Genomic DNA, 13,587 nt, shown 5'->3' with positions numbered 1-13,587 from the left:
GGCGGCCCCATCGTCACGCGACGGCCGGGAAATCCCGCGACACGCTGTATCAGGGGGGATCTATCGCTCTCCTCGTAGTGTGGACAGAATTGGCGTCATGACGCACGCGGACGCCGAGGCTGGGGCCTCGCCGCCGCCAGAGGACCCGCGCGACCTGGCACCGTCGCACGGAGAGTCGGCGGGAACGATCGACTCCGTCGAGCCGGCGCGATGGCAACGCGCAGCCGACCTGTTCGTGCGCTGGCGCGAAGGCGACAGTCGCGCGATGGACGAGCTCGTGAGGCTCATGACACCGCCCCTGTGGCATGTCGTGCGCGCGTACGGTCTCGACCACGCACTTGCCCAGGACGTCGTGCAGACGACGTGGCTGACGCTGGTGCGGCGTCACGAGACCATCCACGACGCGCAGGCCGTGTCGGGGTGGCTCACCATGTGCGCACGCCGCGAGGCGTGGCGCGTCGGCAAGCAGCAGCGTCGGGCGGACCCGACGGAAGCCGAGGCGCTCGAACCCCACCTGCCTGTCCACGAATCCGCCGAGCAGACGGCCACCGCAGACGACGCGACACGTCGGCTGTGGGATGCCGTCTCGACGCTCAATGAACGATGCCAGCGTCTGCTGCGGATCGTCGCGTTCGAGGACCGCCCCGACTATGCCCGCATCGCGCAGGACCTGGCGATGCCCATCGGGTCCATCGGACCGACCCGCCAGCGCTGTCTCGCCAAGCTCCGGGCAGAGCTCGAGGGCTCAGGATGGGAAGGACAGGACGATGGACAATGAGGACTTCGCCGCGGATGCGGCGCTTTTCGCACGAATGCGCGCGATGTGGGAGGGGGTCGATCCGGTGCCGGCGGGCCTCGTCGACCGGATGGTCGCCGCAGTGGCCGTCGAGGACCTCACCCGCGAGTACGCGCTGCTGACCCTGGTCGAGGGTTCCCTCGCCGCCGTCCGCGGCGAGGCCGACACGGCGACGCTGCAGTTCAGCGACGGGACGACCAGCGTGCTTCTGCACACCAGCGCCACCGAAGACGGCGGACGCCGAGTCGATGGATGGGTGGACGCGACCGCTCTGGCCATCCGGCTGGCGCAGGGCGAGCGGGAGTGGTCGGCCGAGCCGGGTGAGCACGGCCGGTTCGCATTCGAAGACGTGACCCCTGGTGTCGCGCGGCTGCGCATGGTGGTGAAGGACGCCACCGGCGAGCTTCGCGATTTCGAGACACCGCAGTTCGAAGTATGACGATGCGGATGCTGCGGCGGGGGCCGCGCTCCGCCCGATGATCAAGGAGATCCATGGCTGACGAGAATCCGCCCCGGCGACCGCCGAACGAGACGTGGCGCTCACGATACGAGGCGACGAAGCCGCTCGGTGTCGTGCTCGACCCGGCCGTCGAGCCCGAACCCGGCGTTCCCGCCTACCCGACCGAATACGCACCCACCCATCTCCTCGTGAGCGCCGGCGAGGACCTGCAGCGCATCCAGACCGATCTGAGCGAGTCCGCCCGCGCCTTCGGCTGGTCGGTGAGAATCCGTCCGCTCACCCGTCCCGCAGAAGGCGAGCAGGAGAGCGAGCTGGATCTCGCAGCCGCCGAAGAAGAGGCGCGCGCCGACCGCATCGAACGCCGCACTCCGCCGCTCTACCGGGCCGACATCTCGCAGGATCCGAAGGTCGACGTCGATGACCAGCCCGTGCCGCCCGTCGACGCGTGGCGGCTGCTGAAGGCGGCGCGGCAGAAGTTCCCCCGGGCCGACGACGCATCGCGCACCGAGCGCGACAGCAGGAAGCTCTCCCGCGGGGTCGGGCTCGACCACGTGCTCGCGCTGGGGGCGAACGGCCGCACCAATCCCTACGGCCGGACCAACCCGTACGGTCGCACCAACCCCTACGGCCGGACGAACCCGTATGGCCGCACCAACGCCCCCGGTCCGGACGCATACGCCGAGCCGGGAAGCGGCGGCCGCGAGATCATCACCTACATCGGGCCGAAGCCCGTGCGCACGGACGACGCCGACTACTCGGGGCGCCGACCCGTCGTCGCCGTCTTCGACACCGGGTGCGGCGACCACCCCTGGCTCGACGATCCGATCGTGACGCGTGATCCGATGTCGCCCAAGGGCCCCATCGGCGACCACGACCCGAACACGAACCCCGAGGTCTACCCCGATCAGTCGGGTCCGCTCGACGGGTTCCTCGACGAGGCGGCCGGTCACGGCACGTTCGTCGCGGGCATCGTGCGCCAGGTCTGCCCCGACGCGGACATCATCGCCGTGCGCGTGGCGAACAGTCAGGGCACCGTGCTCGAAGGGGAGTTCCTCGAGGCGGTGCGGCGGCTGGTCGACGCGATGCGCGCCGGCCAGAAGGTCGACGTCATGAACATCTCGCTGGGCTATTACCACGAGACGCCCGACGACGAGCTGTTCGACGCCACGCTCGGCGAGTTGCTGGAGGAGGCGCGCATGCTGGGCTGCGCGGTCGTGTGCTCGGCCGGCAACGACTCCACCGAGCGCCCTGCGTTCCCGGCGGCGCTCTGGCAGTTCCCGGCCAAGCGGGACGACGCCGCCGCGCTCGCGAACGCGGCACCCCACGTGTCGGTCGGCGCGCTCAATCCGAACAGCAAGACGGTCGCGCTCTTCAGCAATGTCGGCGACTGGGTCAAGACCTACGCGCCCGGTGTGTCTGTCTTCAGCACGTCACCCGGATTCCTCGGCGGCATCCAGGCGGGCACGCGCGACGATCTCTACGACCTGCCGGGCGTCACCGAGCCGCTGCCGCGGCAGAGCCTCGACCCCGACGACTGGCGCGGCGGGTTCGCGATCTGGAGCGGCACGTCGTTCGCCGCGCCGTACATCGCGGGCAAGCTCGCCCAGGCGATCGCCCCCGCACTGATGGAGCCGAAGGCGACGACGACCACGGCGACGGCGAGCGCGGCGAGGGCTCCCAGTGAGAACGAGATCAAGAAGCTCCTGCGGGAGGAGGCGAAGAAGCTGGAGTTCACGCCGAAGCTGTAGCCGCCAAGACGGCCGCTGTTCCCGCCAAGATAGGGGGATGACCCGTTCGGCGGACGCTCTGCACAGTGAGGCGGTGGACCTCGTCAACCGCGGTCACTACGACGAGGCCGCTCAGCTGCTCGACCGGGCCGACAGCGACGCCGGCGATGTCAACCTCCGGGCTCGCATCGCCGGCACGCGGGCGTATGTGCTCGCGCGGACCGGGCACGTCGCCGACGCCGAACGCATCTGCGGCGACGCGCTCGCCGAGCCGGGTCTCAGCGACCACACGGTTGCGATCCTCGCCGGCCAGCTCGGAGCCCTGGCGGAAGAGACCGGTCGCCTCGCCGACGCGGAGCGCTGGCTCACGCGCGCGATCGAGGCGCTCGCCGACGACCCGGTCGCCCAGGCGAACACGCGGGTCAACCGCAGCCTGGTGCGGATGCAGCACCGACGCCTGGACGATGCCGAGGACGACCTGCGCTGCGCGGCCGCAGCATATGCCGCGGCCGGCATGCCGGTCGCCGAGGCTCAGGCGCGTCACAACCTCGGCTACGTAGCCATGCTCTCGGGCGACCTGGTCGGCGCACTGCAGGCCATGGTCGCCGCGGCGCCGCTCGCCGGCGACACCGCGGTCGGCGCCGCGGTCGGCGACCTGGATCGCGCCGAGGTGCTTCGCGATGCAGGCCAGACGTCCGAAGCGGAGGCGATCCTCGAGCGCGTCGCGACGACGTTCGGCGAGCTGGGGATGCCGCTGGATCGCGCGATGGCCGAGCTCAACCTGGCGCGGTCGCTCCTGAACCATGCGCCCGAGCGGGCCGGCGCCGCCGCTGCCGCCGCATCCGCCGGCTTCGAGGCCTTCGGGAATGAGGCATGGCGTGTGCGTGCCGAGGGAATCAGGCTGCGCGCGCTGCTCGCGCCCGATCTGCCGGCCTCCGTCGAGCCTCCGTCGGCGGGCGAGGTCGCCGACGTCGTCGCCGCGCTCCAGCGCAACCGCTTCCTGAACGAGGCGGCGGCGTTGCGCCTGGCCTACGACCTCGCTCTCGCCGAGCAGGGTCAGCCCTCGACGCGCCCCATTCGGCCGGTGGCCTCCGCGTCGATGGAGGTGCGCCTCCTCGCCCATCAGGCGCGCGCCGCACGTGCCCGCGCCGCGGGCAGGCCCGCCCTCGTGCGCCGGCACGCCGCGAACGGTCTCGACATGCTGACCGAGTGGCAGCACTCGTTCGGCAGCCTCGACCTGCAGACGTCGTTCGGGATGCACGCGACCGGCCTCATCTTCGCCGGACTCGGCTCGGCCGTCGAGTCCGGCCGCCCGGACGTCCTGTTCGAGTGGTCGGAGCGCGCGCGCCACCTGAGCCAGCAGGTCACACCCCTGCGGCCTCCGCCCGACGTCCGACTCGCGGAGGAGCTCGCGGAGCTGCGCATGATCCGCGCGGACGACCCTGGCGAGGAGTGGCTGTCGCAGCCTCGTGCGGCTGCGCTCCGCGAGCGCGCACGCGAGCGGCAGTGGTCGGCCACCGGGGCGATCCAGGTCGATCGTCCGATCACGCTCGAAGAGCTGCGCGGCGCGCTCCCGCCCGACACCGCCCACATCGCCTACGTCTACGCGCGGACCGCCCTGGTCGCCCTTGTGGTGACCTCCGACGGCGACCACGTCGTGCCCATCCGGCAATGGGACTCCGACCTGCTCCTCGGCGGGCTCCGCGCCGATCTCGACATGGCGGCCTCCGTGCGCAGCGGGCCGATGGCCGCGGTCGTGCGGCGATCCCTCGACTCGCGCCTGGAGGAGCTGTCGGGCATCCTCCTTGCGGATGCGGTCCAGCGCGCAGGGCGCCGCAGGCTCGTGATCACCATCCCCGGCATCCTCGGCGGCATCCCATGGGCGATGCTGCCCGCGATGCGCGGCCACGCGTTCACGATGGCGTCCTCGGCATCCCGGTGGATGCGGATGCGAGACGGCGCCCGGCCGCGCCGCCGTGCGGGCTTCGCCGTCGGACCGCGGGTCGCGCGTGGCGAGGAGGAGGTCGCGGCCGCCGCGGCCGTGTGGCGCGAGAGCACCGTGCTGCGCGCGGGCGAGGCATCCGTCGATCACGTCACCGCGCTGGCGGCCGGTGTCGACGTGCTCCATGTGGCCGCCCATGGCCGTCACACCGTCGACAACCCGCTGTTCTCGGGACTCGAGCTGGCGGATGGCACGCTGTTCGGCTACGACATCGACCTCATGCCGGAGGTCCCCGAGACCGTCGTCCTCTCGGCGTGCGAGGTCGGGCGCTCGTCGGTGCGCTGGGGGGAGGAGGCGATCGGCATGACCCGCATCTGGCTGCACGCCGGAACGCAGAGCGTCGTCGCCGCCCCGGTGATCGTCGCCGACGACGCCGCGTGCGAACTGCTCGGCGCGATGCACGGGGGCCTGGCGGCCGGGCAGCCGCCTTCGGAGGCGCTCGCGGCAGCGGCCGCGCGCACGGGGATCGTGGCGCCGTTCCAGGTGCACGGGGCCGGATTCTGAAGATCTCGAAGAAATCTCTGCGGTCGTGTATCAGAGGGACAGGGGCACGCTCTAGATCCATGGAACTGCTCATGCGCGACGGCATCTGGGGGTGTCGCCGCTGGGAGCGGGTGGCCGTCTCTTGGGGAGAGCGTCTGGGGACACGCGGCCATTGAGCAGAACCGGGCGGGGGATGTCGCAGAGACCCAGGTCGGCGACATCCCCCGACCTCATGCCTGCTCAGCCGCGTGACGAGTTCGCGGTGCGCCCCCGGACGATGCCCACGAAGGTCTCGACGGCGGGAGTCGTGCGCTCGGCGACCCAGGCCACCGCCACGGTCGAGACCGGACCGTCCCGCAGTGGGCGGTGCTCGACGTCCTTGCGGTGGTGAAGCCGCGCGAGCGACATCGGCACGACGACGACCCCCACGCCGGCGGCGACCGTCGCGATCGCCTCGGCCGTGTCGGCGGGCGGCGCGAAGGCCGGTGCCACCGCGTCGGGAATCCGGATGCCGAGCACATCGTCGCGTGCCGCGATGACGACCTCGCCGGCCAGGTCGTCGGTGCCCAGGTCGTGGGCCGCGGTCAGGTGGGAGTCCGCGGCCATCACGACGACCGGCACCTCGTCGTAGAGCGGGATGACGTGCAGGTCGTCACGATCGATGGGCAGGCGCACGAGCGCGGCGTCGACCTCGCCGTCGACGAGGGCGCGGCGCTGATCGGCGACCTCGAGCGGCAGGAGCTCGAGCTGGACGCCGGGCACGCGGTCACGCCAGGCCGAGATCCACTTCCCGGGGGTGGCGCCGGCGATCGCGCCCAGCCGGAAAGGGCCCGCGATCTCCGGCGCGGCGGGGGCCTCGGGCGGTGCCGCAGAAGCCGGCGGCCGGCGCGCGGGACGCCCGCCCTTGCCGCTGGAAGCGCCGGCCCTGCCGCCGGAAGGCGCGGCCTTGCCGCTCTTTCCGCTGCGGCGGGACGAGGCATCCCGCCCCGACTTTCCCGGTCGCGCGTGCGACTTTCCGCTGCGTGCCATGGGCTCAGCGTAGCCGGGCGCTATGGTTCGGTCATGATCGCGATCATCGCCACGGTCTTCGCCGCGCTGGCCGCCCTGCTCCATGTGTACATCTTCGTGATGGAGAGCGTGCAGTGGACGCAGCCGAAGATCTGGAAGCGGTTCGGCGTCGCCGACCAGGCCGCCGCCGAGATCACCAAGCCGATGGCCTACAACCAGGGCTTCTACAACCTGTTCCTCGCCGTCGGCACGGCCATCGGGCTCGTGCTGTTCCTGTCGGGCGCGGACGACTCGGCGCTGCGGGCGGCCGGGCTCGCGCTGGTGCTGTTCAGTCTCGGGTCGATGGTCGCGGCATCCCTCGTCCTGCTCACCACCGGCATGAAGTATCTGCGCGCCGCGCTCACCCAGGGCACGCTGCCGCTCATCGGCTTCGTGCTGTTCCTGTTCGCCTGAGTCGCCGCAAGATCAGCCGCACGCGGCCCACCTGCCGGCTCCGGATGCCTGCGCCTGCGTCTGCGCGTCGGTCAGGAGGTCGTAGAACGCGTCGTTCGACCCGACGCGGATCGCCTCGGCGTCCCCGGCGGCGACGAGCTCGTGATTGATGAAGCGGCCGTCGTCCGACCAGAGGTTGAAGAGGTAGCGGCCGTAGCGGTCCGACGTCTCGGTGTCGGGTGCCGCCCACACCGTCGCGCCTTCGGGCAGCAGCTCGCGCAGGTGGGAGCGGGCCTCGTCGGCCCAGCACTCCGGCGTGGGCGTTCCCTCTGGAGTGTCGATGCCGATCAGCCGGATGCGCACCGGCTCCGCGGTCGTGACGATGTCGTTGGGCTGCTGCACCTGCGCCTCGATGGTGTCGCCGTCGAAGACGTACCGCACGGTCAGCGGAAAGGCCCCGGCGGGGCGGGACGGGATGCCGTCGGCGACCGGGGCTCCGGTATCGGATGAGTTCGCGGGCTCTGCGGGTGCGTCGAATGCGCCGACGCTCAGGAGCACCCACACCGCGAGACCCACGCCGATCGCGAGGACCAGGACGGATCCGAGCACGACGACGACCGCCGTGACGAACTCCTTCATGCGCGCCACGATAGCGCGCCCCCAGGCCAGCGGACGCCTCGGAGTGCGGTCATCCCGTGAGTTGCCGGTGGTGGCGGGCCGGACCCGCGGTCGACCCGCCGGGACCGGCAACTCGCCGGCGGGTGTCAGGCTGCGAGGCGGAGACCCCGCTGATCGGTCGCCACCCGCTCGCCGTCGGCGATGGTCTCGTCGTCGCCGATGAGCGATCCGACGGCCACACGGGCCTCGCTGCCGACGTGCGTGCGCACGCCGATCTTCGCTCCCGCACCGATCGCGGCGCGGGGTCCGATGTGGGCGTGGGGTGCGATGTCGGCGTCGGGACCGATCACGGCGTCCGACTCGACCCAGGCGCCGCGGCCGACGTGTGCGCCCGCGGCGATCTGAACCCCCGGCTCGACATACGCCCCCGCTTCGACGATGGCGCTCGGGTGCACCTTGGCGCCGTGCGCGATGAGGCCGCGACCGTTGACGTGCTTGCGGTAGCGCAGCGTCTCGCCCCGGTCGTTCTCGATGTCGATGTAGTTCTTGCCCACAGTCCCCTCCTGCAGCACCGAATCGTGCTGAGTACAGAAATAACGACGAACCTCGTCTATTCATTCCCGTGCATCCGTTCCCTCGGATGCACCAGTAGTTCGTCGCGCTGCCCGCATCGGATTCCATCTCATTCGCGCGGCATCCGCCTCCCTCTTGCTTTTTCCGCGCCCGTGAGGGTGGCGGCGAGGAATGTACGTGAGGCTGCTCGAGCGCCTCTTCCTTGGTGAGAGCGAGACGGGTCCCGGAAGGGAGAGGGAACGATGATCGCCGATCCGCACGACGCGCACACCTGGACGGTCCTGAGCCAGGCGTCGCGGGCTGAACTGGTCATGCTCACCGTGCTCAGCTGGCTGAACACGCCCGGCGCCCGCGCCCCGTCCCGTCGTCGAACCGGCGGAGCGGAGCGGACGGCACCGAGTGCGCGATAGCGTTCTTCGATGCAGGTGACCCGCATCCGCCTCTATCCCGTCAAGTCGTTCTCCGGACTCGACGTCGACGCCGCGGGCGTGCTGCCGTGGGGCCTCGAGGGTGACCGGCGCTGGGCGGTCGTCGACCCCGACGGCGAGCCGGTCACCGCGCGCGAGGTGAACGGGATGCTCGGCCTGTCCGCGACCCTCGACGACGGTGCGCTGGTGCTGTCGGACGGGCGTCACGGGAGCGAGCTGCGCGTGCCCGAGCCCGTCGGCGCCGCTCCGATCCGGGTGGGCCACTCGCGTCAGGGTTCGGCATTGCCGGCGGATGCCGCGGCCGACGCCTGGCTGAGCGACCGCCTCGGCCGTCCGGTGCGGCTCGTCTGGCAGCCCGACCCCCGAGTGCGGCCGGTGAACCCCGCGCACGGCGGGCACCCCGACGACCGCGTGTCCCTCGCGGACGTGGGGCCGCTGCTCCTCGCCAGCGAGTCGTCGACGGCGCAGTTGAACCGGTGGACAGACGACGGGACGCCGGAGCTCGACATCGTGCGGTTCCGTCCGAACGTCGTCGTCGACGGCGACCCGGCGTCGCCCTTCGCCGAGGACTCCTGGCCGTTCGTGCAGCTCGGCGACGTGCGGTTCCGCGTGAACGGCGTGTGCGATCGCTGCGTGATGACGACCATCGACCCCGACACGCTCGCGCGCGGCAAGGAGCCGATCCGCAACGCTCGCGAAGCACCGCCGCTGGAACGGCAAGACGTGGTTCGGGGTGTGGCTCGTGCCCGACCTGGCGTCCTCCGCGTCGCCGGCGGCGATCCGCGTGGGCGACGCCGTCGTCGCCGGCTGAGCGCTCGGGCGCGCTGCGTCAGCGCGTGTGCTCGTCCGCGTGGGTGAGGGCGCGGTCGATCACGTCGAGCCCGCGCACGAGCTCGTCCTCGGCGATCACGAGCGGCGGTGCGACGTGCACGCGGTTGAAGTGCGTGAACGGCCAGACGCCGTCGCGCTTGCACGCCGCCGCGACGGCGGCGACGGGCGCAGCATCCGCCCCGCTCGCATTGAACGGCACGAGGGGCTCGCGGCTCTCGCGGTCGCGCACGAGCTCGATGGCCCAGAAGAGGCCGAGGCCCCGCACGTCGCCGACGGAGGGGTGGCGTGCCGCGATGTCGCGCAGCCGCGGCTCGACGACGCGCGCTCCGAGGTCGCGGACGCGCTCGAGGATGCCGTCGCGCTCGAAGACCTCGAACGTCGCGACGCCGGCTGCACAGGCGAGCGGGTGCCCGGAGTAGGTGAGCCCACCCGGGAACGCCATCGTGTCGAAGTGCGCGGCGATGCGGTCCGAGATCACCACGCCGCCGAGCGGCACATAGCCCGAGTTCACGCCCTTCGCGAACGTGATGAGGTCGGGCACCACATCGAACGCCTGGAAGGCGAACCATTCGCCGACGCGGCCGAACCCGACCATCACCTCGTCGGCGATGTACACGATGCCGAACCGGTCGCACAGCTCGCGGACCCCGGCGAGGTAGCCCGGCGGCGGTACCAGCACGCCGTTGGTGCCCACGATCGTCTCGATGACGATCGCCGCGATCGTCGACGCACCCTCGAGCACGATCGTCTGCTCGAGGTGCTCGAGGGCGCGCTGCGTCTCCTCCTCGGGCGTCGCGGAATGGAACGCAGAGCGGTACGGGTACGGGCCGAAGAACTTGGCGACCGAGCCGTCGGCGGGCTCGTTCGGCCACCGCCGCGGGTCACCCGTGAGCGCGATCGCCGTCGACGTGTTGCCGTGGTAGCTGCGGTACATCGAGAGCACCTTGCGGCGGCCGGTGACGAGCCGTGCCATGCGCACGGCGTTCTCGTTGGCGTCGGCGCCGCCGTTGGTGAAGAACACCTTGTCCATGCCGTCGGGCGCGACCCCGGCGATGCGGCGTGCGAGCTCGCCGCGGACGTCGTTCGCCATCGACGGCTGGATCGTGGCGAGCCGCCCGGCCTGCCGCTGGATGGCGTCGACGAGGTCGGGATGCTGGTGCCCGAGGTTGAGGTTCACCAGCTGCGAGCCGAAGTCGAGGAAGGCGTTGCCCTCGTAGTCCCAGAACGTCGAGCCGTCGCCGACGGCGATCGGAAGCGGATCGATCACCGCCTGTGCGCTCCACGAATGGAAGACGTGTCCGCGATCGTCGGCGCGGACGCGGGCGTCGGCTTCGCGATCGGGCAGGGGATGAGCGGCGCCGTTGCCGTCGGTGTAGGTCGCGGCGCGGGAGAGCGTGTCGGTCATGGCGGCTCCCGGGTCGTCTCCGGACAGATCGACCGGAGATGGATTAGGCTGGGTCGGCCCAGTTTGTCAGAGCAGAAGTTGGTGCAACGGTGCCCGACCGTCGCGAAGATCAACCGATCCGTACGGATCGTCTGGTCGCAGGATCCGCGCTTGAAACCCTCCCGACCGTGCGCGAGGTGATCGCCCTCGACGCCGTCGCACAGGGTGTCCCCGAGGTGCTCGTCGGCGACGACGCGCTCGATGCCCGCGTGCGCTGGCTGCACGTGTCGGACAGCGCCGGCGTCGCCCCGCTGCTCGACGGCGGCGAGCTCCTGCTGTCGACGGGGTCGTCGTGGCCGGAGGACCCTGCGGACCTCCGCCGGTTCATCGGGGGGCTCGACGACGCGGGGCTCTCCGGGCTGATCCTCGAACTCGGCACGCACTACCGCTACGTGCCCGCCGTCGTGGTCGAAGCGGCCAGGGAGCGCAACCTGGCGCTCATCGTGCTGCACCGCGAACTGAAGTTCATCACGATCACCGAGGCCGTCCACGGCCGCATCATCACGGGGCAGAGCGACGCGCTGCGCTCGCGCGACGAGGTGCGCGAGCGCTTCACCGCCCTCGTGCTGCGCGGGTCGCCCGCCGACTTCATCGTGCACCAGCTCGCCCAGACCCTCGGCGCCCCGGTGGTCCTCGAGAACCGGGGGCACGAGGTGGTCGCCGCCGAGGTGCCGCTCGCTCTCGAAGAGGAGCTCTTCACCGAGTGGGAGCTGCGCTCGCGCTCGGCCCACCGGCGTGCCGAGCAGCGGCGCGAGCGGGGCGCGGCCCCGGGCCCGGAGGACTGGCTCGTCGTGCCCGTCGAGGCGCGCGGCGTGCGCTGGGGCACCCTGATCGCCCTTCCCGGACCCGACCACCCCGCCGGGCGCACCGCCGTGCTGGAGCAGGGCGCCATCGCACTCGCCGTCGGCCGTCTCGCCGACGGGGAGTCCGACGAATGGGGTCGCATCGGGCGCCGCCGCCTGGTCGACGGCCTGCTGGCGGGCCGGTTCGCCGGCGCCGGCGGTGCGGCCGCTCGACTCGAGGCGGCCGGACTGCCGTTGCGAGGAGCGCGCCTGTACGGGATCGTCGTCTCGGGCGCCGCGGTGACGGCAGAGCGAGCGGATGCCGCGGCCCGCGCCCTGCGCGGGCGTGCGCTCGCCGGGTCGGCCCCCGACGGCGTGCCCGCGCCGGCGACCACGGTGCTGCTCTCGCTGCCCGCCGACACGGTGTTCGACGACTCCGCCGCCCTCGCGCTCGCCGCCGCGCTCGTGGAGGCGGGGGCCGACACCGATCGCCTGACCCTCTCGGTCGGACGCGCCGCCGAGGGCCTCGACGCGGCTCTCGCCTCGCTGCACGACGCCGTGGACCTCGCCCGCGGGCGGCGACGGCGCCCGGGCAAGGGGCCGCATCTGCGCCGGGCCGAGAATCGCCCGCTCGTGCAGCTCGTGACGGCGCTGCGCGACGACCACCGCGTGCTCGAGCACGGCGAGCGCATGCTGGCGCCCCTGATCGTGCACGACCTGACCCGCACCGGCGACCTGCTCGATGTGCTCGAGGCGATGCTCGCGCATCCGGGCAACCGCACGGCCGCGGCATCCGCTTCTCATCTGTCGCGCTCGGTGTTCTACCAGCGCATCGCCCTCATCGAGGAGCTGCTCGGCGTCGACCTCGACGACGGCGAGACCCAGACCGCGCTGCACCTCGCCCTGCTGGTGCGCCGCAGCGCCGGCCGGTGAGCCCGCTCCACCCTTGGAGCCGTCTCACACTCGACGCGGGTCGATCATCGTCATGCCGGCGGGCGTCGCGGAGTCGAACGCGGGCAGCAGAGCGGCAGCCTCCGGCAGCCCGACGACGCGCTCCACGAGTGCCTCGGGGTGCAGAGCGCCCGACTCGATGAGGGCCAGCATGCCGGGGTAGTCGACGGCGGCCATGCCGTGGCTGCCGAGGAGGTCGAGCTCCCACCCGATGACGCGTGACATCGGCACGCGAGGGTGGCCGTCGACGGGCGGGAGCAGGCCGATCTGCACGTGCCGTCCACGTCGGCGCAGGCTGTGGATCGCGTCGGCGCACGTCTGCTCGCTGCCGACGGCATCCACGGAGACGTCGGCTCCGCCGTCGCTCAGCTCGTGGCCGACGGCCGCGACATCGCGGCCGTCGGCGAGGACGACATGATCGGCGCCGAGAGCGGATGCCGCATCCAGCGCCGCTCGATGGCGATCGACCACGATCACGCGGGCGCCGAGCGCCTTCGCGATCATGACCCCGCTCAGGCCGACTCCGCCGGCGCCGACGATCGTCACCCACTCGCCGGCCGACAGACGCGCCCGGCCCACGAGTCCGCGATAGGCGGTGGCGAAGCGGCACCCGAGGGCCGCGGCGGCCTCGAAGCTCACCGATTCGGGGATCGCCACGAGGTTCGCGTCCGCGGCGTGCAGCACGACGTACTCGGCGAAGGACCCGTCGTGTGTGAAGCCCGGCTGCGTCTGGTCGGGGCACACCTGCGCATCGCCACGCAGGCACCATTCACAGCGTCCGCAGCCGCACACGAACGGCACCGTCACGCGGTCGCCGGCGGCCCACCTCTCGACGCCTTCGCCGACGTCGGCGACGATGCCCGCCAGCTCGTGCCCGGGCACGTGGGGGAGCGAGATGTCGTCGTCGTGGCCCGCCCACCCGTGCCAGTCGCTGCGGCACAGCCCCGTCGCGCGCACCTCGACGACGACGCCGCCTTCGGGCGCCGACGGTCTCCGCACGTCACGAACCTCGGGTGCGACGCCGAAGGCGTCGTAGACGACTGCACGCATGC

12 protein-coding genes are annotated in these 13,587 nt (G+C 72.1%); 7 read left to right on the top strand and 5 right to left on the bottom strand.

The annotated features are described in order from the left end of the window. Positions 1-97 precede the first annotated feature (97 nt). From ACFC1W_RS04175 to ACFC1W_RS04160, 4 genes are read left to right on the top strand one after another with little or no spacing between them, the layout of a single operon-like run. On the top strand, positions 98-778 hold the full coding sequence (locus ACFC1W_RS04175; RefSeq protein ID WP_241112953.1) for an RNA polymerase sigma factor: 681 nt from the start codon (positions 98-100) through the stop codon (positions 776-778). Further along, positions 768-1,235, top strand: coding sequence for a hypothetical protein (locus ACFC1W_RS04170; RefSeq protein ID WP_375988961.1), 468 nt, complete (start codon positions 768-770; stop codon positions 1,233-1,235). Before ACFC1W_RS04175 ends, ACFC1W_RS04170 begins: the two co-directional genes overlap by 11 nt. 53 nt (positions 1,236-1,288) lie before the next feature. Continuing rightward, entirely contained in the window at positions 1,289-3,004 is a 1,716-nt protein-coding gene (locus ACFC1W_RS04165; RefSeq protein WP_375988958.1) for a S8 family serine peptidase, read from the top strand. Positions 3,005-3,041: 37 nt separating this feature from the next. Then, entirely contained in the window at positions 3,042-5,489 is a 2,448-nt protein-coding gene (locus tag ACFC1W_RS04160) for a CHAT domain-containing protein (protein WP_375988956.1), read from the top strand. A gap of 219 nt (positions 5,490-5,708) precedes the next feature. On the opposite strand, the gene ACFC1W_RS04155 is transcribed toward ACFC1W_RS04160, so the two are convergent. After that, entirely contained in the window at positions 5,709-6,497 is a 789-nt protein-coding gene (locus ACFC1W_RS04155) for a LysR substrate-binding domain-containing protein (RefSeq protein WP_375988953.1), read from the bottom strand. Positions 6,498-6,530: 33 nt separating this feature from the next. Between ACFC1W_RS04155 and ACFC1W_RS04150 the strand changes: the two genes are divergently transcribed. Next, positions 6,531-6,929, top strand: a complete 399-nt coding sequence (locus ACFC1W_RS04150; protein WP_191767019.1) for a DUF1304 domain-containing protein — start codon at positions 6,531-6,533, stop codon at positions 6,927-6,929. A gap of 12 nt (positions 6,930-6,941) precedes the next feature. Here the strand turns inward: ACFC1W_RS04150 and ACFC1W_RS04145 are convergent, their stop codons facing one another. Both ACFC1W_RS04145 and ACFC1W_RS04140 read right to left on the bottom strand, forming a co-directional pair. Next, on the bottom strand, positions 6,942-7,547 hold the full coding sequence (locus ACFC1W_RS04145; protein ID WP_375988951.1) for a thermonuclease family protein: 606 nt from the start codon (positions 7,545-7,547) through the stop codon (positions 6,942-6,944). A gap of 125 nt (positions 7,548-7,672) precedes the next feature. After that, positions 7,673-8,080 (bottom strand): transferase, encoded by a 408-nt coding sequence (locus ACFC1W_RS04140; RefSeq protein ID WP_191767017.1) that lies wholly within the window; start codon positions 8,078-8,080, stop codon positions 7,673-7,675. A gap of 438 nt (positions 8,081-8,518) precedes the next feature. On the opposite strand from ACFC1W_RS04140, the gene ACFC1W_RS04135 reads away from it, so the two are divergent. Next, the gene (locus ACFC1W_RS04135; protein WP_375988948.1) at positions 8,519-9,385 is read left to right on the top strand and encodes an MOSC domain-containing protein; all 867 of its coding nucleotides are present in this window, start codon (positions 8,519-8,521) and stop codon (positions 9,383-9,385) included. Here ACFC1W_RS04135 and ACFC1W_RS04130 read toward each other — a convergent pair. Then, on the bottom strand, positions 9,357-10,763 hold the full coding sequence (locus tag ACFC1W_RS04130; RefSeq protein ID WP_375988946.1) for an aspartate aminotransferase family protein: 1,407 nt from the start codon (positions 10,761-10,763) through the stop codon (positions 9,357-9,359). The two genes, ACFC1W_RS04135 and ACFC1W_RS04130, sit on opposite strands and share 29 nt — an antisense overlap. 167 nt (positions 10,764-10,930) lie before the next feature. Here ACFC1W_RS04130 and ACFC1W_RS04125 point away from each other — a divergent pair, with 167 nt between their 5' ends. Further along, complete coding sequence (locus ACFC1W_RS04125) at positions 10,931-12,517, top strand: PucR family transcriptional regulator (RefSeq protein ID WP_375988943.1); 1,587 nt, start codon at positions 10,931-10,933, stop codon at positions 12,515-12,517. A gap of 24 nt (positions 12,518-12,541) precedes the next feature. Here ACFC1W_RS04125 and ACFC1W_RS04120 read toward each other — a convergent pair whose 3' ends face one another. Next, positions 12,542-13,585: a zinc-dependent alcohol dehydrogenase family protein gene (locus ACFC1W_RS04120; protein WP_375988941.1), complete on the bottom strand. Its 1,044-nt coding sequence runs from the start codon at positions 13,583-13,585 to the stop codon at positions 12,542-12,544. Positions 13,586-13,587 lie beyond the last annotated feature (2 nt).

The sequence above is a fragment of the Microbacterium sp. NPDC056003 genome (assembly GCF_042274785.1).
Taxonomy (GTDB): Bacteria; Actinomycetota; Actinomycetes; order Actinomycetales; family Microbacteriaceae; genus Microbacterium.
This window is presented reverse-complemented; position numbering and strand designations above follow the sequence as displayed.